The organism is Pantoea sp. SIMBA_079 (genome assembly GCF_046940275.1).
GTDB classification, from domain to species: Bacteria; Pseudomonadota; Gammaproteobacteria; order Enterobacterales; family Enterobacteriaceae; genus Pantoea; species Pantoea borealis.
In genome coordinates, this window is sequence record NZ_JAWRYR010000916.1 from 1 (window position 1) to 236 (window position 236).

At 73.7% G+C, this 236-nt stretch carries 1 protein-coding gene; it reads right to left on the reverse strand.

The window, feature by feature from the left end:
- The coding region (locus SB719_RS22610) for a (d)CMP kinase (RefSeq protein WP_412160101.1) at nt 1-236 on the reverse strand (236 nt) is incomplete at both ends.

Genomic DNA, 236 nt, shown 5'->3' on the forward strand with positions numbered 1-236 from the left:
CGGCCCGGACTTCCGGGATCGCGGCGATCGCCGAGGCGGCAGCGCCGGCGGTCTCGGTCCGCAGCTCGTCGGTCGCGTCGTTGCCGTTGACCAGTACCCGCAGTTCGCCGCTGTCGCTGTCACGGAACCCGATCGTCGTGTCGAACGTGCAGCGCACCAGCGCGCCCGGATCGTCGAGGTCCAGGTCCGCCCAGCCCGCGGCCACGCCGACCGCGCGGTAGAGCGCGCCCGAATCG